Source organism: Roseovarius aestuarii, assembly GCF_019966515.1.
In the GTDB taxonomy this organism is placed as follows: Bacteria; Pseudomonadota; Alphaproteobacteria; order Rhodobacterales; family Rhodobacteraceae; genus Roseovarius; species Roseovarius aestuarii.
Genome location: NZ_JAIMIB010000048.1, coordinates 1 through 4898, shown reverse-complemented (window position 1 = coordinate 4898; position 4898 = coordinate 1). Strand labels below are relative to the sequence as shown.

General features: G+C 54.4%; 6 protein-coding genes. 3 read left to right on the top strand and 3 right to left on the bottom strand.

The genetic code is table 11. The annotated features are described in order from the left end of the window. Nucleotides 1-356: 356 nt before the first annotated feature. From LC334_RS22835 to LC334_RS22825, 3 genes are read right to left on the bottom strand one after another with little or no spacing between them, the layout of a single operon-like run. Nucleotides 357-908: a hypothetical protein gene (locus tag LC334_RS22835; RefSeq protein WP_085802607.1), complete on the bottom strand. Its 552-nt coding sequence runs from the start codon at nt 906-908 to the stop codon at nt 357-359. A 14-nt stretch (nt 909-922) separates the two neighbouring features. Beyond that, complete coding sequence (locus LC334_RS22830) at nt 923-1684, bottom strand: zinc metalloprotease (RefSeq protein WP_085802608.1); 762 nt, start codon at nt 1682-1684, stop codon at nt 923-925. A 10-nt stretch (nt 1685-1694) separates the two neighbouring features. Continuing rightward, on the bottom strand, nt 1695-2861 hold the full coding sequence (locus tag LC334_RS22825) for a hypothetical protein (protein WP_139836565.1): 1167 nt from the start codon (nt 2859-2861) through the stop codon (nt 1695-1697). Nucleotides 2862-3535: 674 nt separating this feature from the next. Here LC334_RS22825 and LC334_RS22820 point away from each other — a divergent pair. Genes LC334_RS22820 through LC334_RS22810 form a run of 3 tightly spaced genes read left to right on the top strand, consistent with a single transcriptional unit; the run spans nt 3536 to nt 4725 of the window. Next, entirely contained in the window at nt 3536-3994 is a 459-nt protein-coding gene (locus LC334_RS22820; protein WP_085802610.1) for a MarR family winged helix-turn-helix transcriptional regulator, read from the top strand. After that, nucleotides 3991-4368: a hypothetical protein gene (locus LC334_RS22815; RefSeq protein WP_085802611.1), complete on the top strand. Its 378-nt coding sequence runs from the start codon at nt 3991-3993 to the stop codon at nt 4366-4368. Before LC334_RS22820 ends, LC334_RS22815 begins: the two co-directional genes overlap by 4 nt. Nucleotides 4369-4410: 42 nt before the next feature. After that, a complete protein-coding gene (locus LC334_RS22810) occupies nt 4411-4725 on the top strand; it encodes a monooxygenase (protein ID WP_085802612.1) in 315 nt (104 codons plus the stop codon). Nucleotides 4726-4898 lie beyond the last annotated feature (173 nt).

Here is a 4898-nt window from a genome sequence, read left to right as displayed (position 1 = left end):
GACCTGTTGTTTCTAGAGGATGCCGATGGCGAATTGGTTTGTCTTACTGGAGCGTGATGCAGACCCGCTCGCACTGATTAAACTGATCGCTGGCGGGTTCAGATATCGGCCCTTCGCGTGTCCAGATTGATGCGCTCATCTTCAAATGTCAGCTTTCGGAAACGCACCGCGGCAAGCGCCATTGTTCTGAACGTCCGTTTTAGGGCCGGAATGTGCCCTAATATTAGTTCGTCTAGTTGCAGAGAATGTCCAACTCCTGCGAGGACAGTTCATCAGAGACTAACCGGAACGTCCCTTGAGAAACTGCGTTAGACAAAACATCGGCAAGTCTTGCACACCAACTGTTAATGGAGATTTTAAAAATTGCCTTGAGCACATTCGTCCTTTAGTTCAGCAGGTGTCAACAGAAGCTCGGGTAATTCTGCAAAAAGCCTTTTGTCATTAGTCGCTTGCAAGGCTTTCGATATTTTTTGTTTAAGGAGTGGCGAGGCACCTACCCAAAGCGCGCGCATCGCATGTTCACGCAGAAAGGATCTTTCGGGATCGTCTTTTTCGATGATCGGAGCAAACTCCTGTTCTGCTACCGATCTGTCGATCCGCGCCAACGCATAGACCAGGCTTACCTCAACCGGGAACAGCCCTTCTTTCAGCAGGTCCTGGGAAAGTCCGATCAGTTTCTTGCAACCCAGCAGTCCAAGCAGATGCACGCCGCGAGCCTTGCGTTCAAGGTCAAGATTTGAGCCGGGGCCAACTGCGGCCAACAATTCTTCGCATCCTTCCTCGCCATAGAAACGGGCTTCGGCCAGGACGCCGGCATCGCCTTCAGGTGCATCCAGAAGAGCCAGGATACCGCCGCCAGATGGTCGAAAGGGCGGATGTTCAGTGCCAGTATCTTTTTCTTGCTGCATGGTCTTCTCTCCGTTCACATACGCGGGGCCCGCCGGCTCGCTGGCGGCGAAACCGCTCCTGACAAGTAGGCTGCGCGATTTCTGCAGATTGCGGCCTGGGGCTGGTCGAGTTTCAGGGAGCCAAGCAATGTTCCGTGACCGTACATGATGTTTTCGTCAAAAGCGACGTGACCGAGGCCAAGCACGTGTCCGAACTCATGCGCTAGGGTTATCAGGCTGTGTTTCCATTGCGTGTCAGGATTCTCGGAGCGATCTCGCAAGTCAGCGATTGTCGCGATCGGGATGTGACCGGCCCGCGCGGGATAATACGGACGTGCAAAGCCCCAGGCACCATTGATCCGGCGTGCAAAATAAAGGTTGATCACACCCTCGCGGCCCACCGGCCTGAGCAGTGAATTCACTATCGCCGTATCAGGGCTCAGGTGTTGGGCCATAGCCGACGAGATCGGCGTATCGGTTTTCTCAACCAGTTCAAACCGGATTCCGGTATCGGCCCATAGGTCATTGACGGTACTTCCGTCCGTGCCATCCACTTCGGGGGCCGCCGTGAACATGGCATCTATTTCCTGCCAACTGCGCTGCGTGCCGCGGCTATGGTCAATGACAGGTGGGTTTTCGCCGATGGTGCCGCGCACCACGAAGCCAGGCCTCGGCTCGCCGGAAATGATATCGTCCTCGTCGGGAAATCCTGCCTCGATCCGAATGTCGGGGTAGTTTCGGCCGAACAGCCGGTGGGCGACGACAGGCACGACATACTCCGGTTGCGGTGTTTGCATCTAAACCTCCTCAGGGTGCCGGTCGTGGGCTGCCAACACTCAGAACTGCTGGGGTTGTCGAGACATGAAACCGTCGCGTCGCCAAGCTGTCGAGTGAAAAAGTGTCGTCCCAAAGGTTGTTGTCGAAACGAATGATTGCCTCTGGTTCATCAGTGGGATCAACAAGAATGGTGCCGGCTCGAACGAGATCTCCGTCAGCGGAGGTAGAGAACCCAGTATTGCGCACAAAGAGGGCACCTAAGTTGTTATTGCCAAGGCTGGCACCACCTCCGAAATCAGCAGAAGCCCTGACGATAATCGGATTTACATGGTGACCTCCGAACGATGGTCCACTTGGCGCAACGAAACGGTTGTTTTGAATGACCGGCACACCTGGATAGTTCTCATCGAATTGGACAGTCAGAAGGTATCGGACAAGACCTTCTGGTTCGATTGAATTGTCAATCACGCGCACGGGGCCGCTGATATCAAACTGGTAGTGGTGCGATAGCGTGTTGTTTTCTATCACCACATTCCCATACGCAAAAATATAAAGGGGGTCGGCTATGTTGTTCGGGCCGAAAACCGCAGGAGCCGTAGGGTTGTCGCCCTTGATGGTCAGAATGGGGCTGCGATGTGCATCGGCCCGATCGCCGATTGTACAGTCCTGGACACGAACATTACCGTTGACGTCAAATCGCTGTGCGCCGCGGGCGTTAACCGTATCAACCGTCAACCCTGCGCTGTCACTGCAAGAAAGCGCGGCAGCGAAAAGGTCGGTGCGGGTAATCATACCCGAACACTGGTGTAGCCCCAGACCTGTACGTGAAGCGTTCCGGCAGGCGCAATCGAGGACCACGATTTCAATGCCTTCGCCTACTATCTGTTGTTGAAAAGCGATGTCATAGTTTCCGCGGCTGTCAGGTGGTGGGGCTGCCGCGGTGTTGAGGTCGACAATAACGTCCTCGATAACGCTGCCGTCGTTTTGCACAAAAATACCCCGCATGCCGCGGCAGCTATACATCGGCGCGGGGTTCGCGATTAACGTCAATCCCCGGACATTACGCCCGGCATAGATTGCTTCACCGCCCCAATAGGTGACGGCAGGTGGCCCGGCAGCTGTTCTCGTCTCACCGGTAAATCTGATCGTTACGTTTGCACTGCCCGTTCCCACCAGATCATAGCTTGGCGGAACCATGATCGGAAAGCGTTCGTCAGGCGGGGCATAGGTGCCGCTGCGCGCAAATATCGTTCCGATGAAGCTACCCGGGGGCAGCCCCGATGCCAGTTCTACTGCGGCAGCACGCTCTGCTGCGCGGGCAAGGCTTCGATAAGGCGCCGCCGGGCGACCACGACCAAGTGCATTGTCGTCAATACCGGTGCGCGGATTTACATAAATGTCCATAATTAACTCTCGTCTAATAGTTGCATTTTACACATTTGCGCTTTGCAATCAATTTTTGGTCAGCAACTAACACGTGAGTGGCGAGCTCTTACCGCCGTCACCGTACCGGAAAATATAAATTGGCGTTTAGTTCCCACTGAACAGATTTTGGCCTTCACCCAAAAACCGAATCCTTAAGCGAAAGGCTGGGTTGTTCGCGATCAGTGAATTCGTAGCCGTCGAGATTTTGCGCTTGCGGCGAATGTCCGCAATGCGGACTGCGACCGTAGCATCACAACGTGGCCTTGGATGTCGGCTCTGGGCCGTCTTCAACGCTCAGATGAACCGCGTGCTGCCAGGTGCTGCACTGGCTTCGTTCGCGGCGTTGGGTCCTACTTTGGCTGAAACGGCCAAACAAATGGACGACTGTTCCCGAAGAAATAGCATCCGGTCTTGATAATATCCCTAACTAGGGATAGACAGCTCACATGAAACACGAGAACCATACAAGGGTAAACCAGACATTGGTTTTGGCGCTGTTACGCAGCCAGCAATTGTTCGTGCGCGCCATGGGGCCGGTGTTCCGCTCGGCGGGCCTGACCGCGCCGCAATGGGACGCTCTGGAAACCCTCAGCAGCAAAGGCGCTTTGTCGATCAATGATCTGATGCGGCTGACGCTGTCCACCTCCGGCAATCTGGATGTTGTGGTCAAGAACCTGATCCAAGCTGGCTGGGCGGAGAAGACGGTGGATGAACACGACAAACGGGCGCGGGTGCTGCGCCTGACCGAGGCCGGGCGGCAAAAAGTGGCGGAATTCTTGCCAGCACATAACCGGGCTCTTGACCAGATATTCTGTGATCTCGACGCATTAGAAAAACGCGACACGATCAGCACCCTCAACAAGCTACGTAAGAAGCTGCCTCAACCACAGAAAGACGGAAAATGACAAATCAAACCTTCTTGACCGCGCATGGCGTGATCTACATGTTTTTCGCCCTGGCGCTGTTCTTCGCGCCGGCCATTCTCTGGCCCAACTACGGTCTGCAGTTGAACGACCATTACGCGGTGTTCCTGTCCCAGCATAATTCGATCTTTCTGGGCGGCATCGGGATCATCAGTTTAATGTTTCGGGATGTATCTGATGGCAGCGATGCTACGCGGAAAATCTTGATCGGTCTGATCTGCACCAACGCACTTGGCGTAATAATTACGCTCTACGCCTGTCTGACCGGTATATTCACTGGGTTCGGTTGGTCCGATCCGATCTTCTTTGCCCTGCTTGCCGTGCTGAGCTTTGTCCAGCTTGGCAAAAACCGCTGACCTTCGAAAACTCACATCATCCGGTCAAAGGAGAAACTGACTATGAGCACGCTGAAAATCTGGGATTTGCATATGACCTATGATGGTCCGATCACGGATGAATTTCTGGAAGGAACTCGGCAACTTGCCGATAGCATAGCCGAAGAGCCCGGTATCATCTGGAAAATCTGGACGGTTGAAGACGGCACCAATCACTATGGGTCCACATACCTGTTCCGCAACCGTGACTACCTTGAGACCTACAAAGCGATGCATCTTAAGCGTCTTGAGGCAATTGGGATCACCGTGACCGCCGATCACATCTTCGACATCATGGAAGACGTCAGCGCCATCAACAACGCGCCGCTCGCAAGCTGACTGGCGACACTGGCATCGGCACAGGGGATGCGAATGTCCGAACTTGTCTTGCATAGCGTGACTTCGCATGAGTGTTGATCCCGCGGCCGCAGCGAATGTCTTGTGTGGATGTCTCCTGCATAGCAAGACTTTTTTGAGTTGAAGTGTGCTGTTTGTCAGATGCGGTCTTGTGT

Coding starts and splice junctions, on each gene's coding strand:
- LC334_RS22825 (WP_139836565.1), bottom strand. CDS start 2,861: ATGGTTCCGCCAAGCTATGATCTGGTGGGAACGGGCAGTGCAAACGTA.
- LC334_RS22820 (WP_085802610.1), top strand. CDS start 3,536: ATGAAACACGAGAACCATACAAGGGTAAACCAGACATTGGTTTTGGCG.
- LC334_RS22815 (WP_085802611.1), top strand. CDS start 3,991: ATGACAAATCAAACCTTCTTGACCGCGCATGGCGTGATCTACATGTTT.
- LC334_RS22835 (WP_085802607.1), bottom strand. CDS start 908: ATGCAGCAAGAAAAAGATACTGGCACTGAACATCCGCCCTTTCGACCA.
- LC334_RS22830 (WP_085802608.1), bottom strand. CDS start 1,684: ATGCAAACACCGCAACCGGAGTATGTCGTGCCTGTCGTCGCCCACCGG.
- LC334_RS22810 (WP_085802612.1), top strand. CDS start 4,411: ATGAGCACGCTGAAAATCTGGGATTTGCATATGACCTATGATGGTCCG.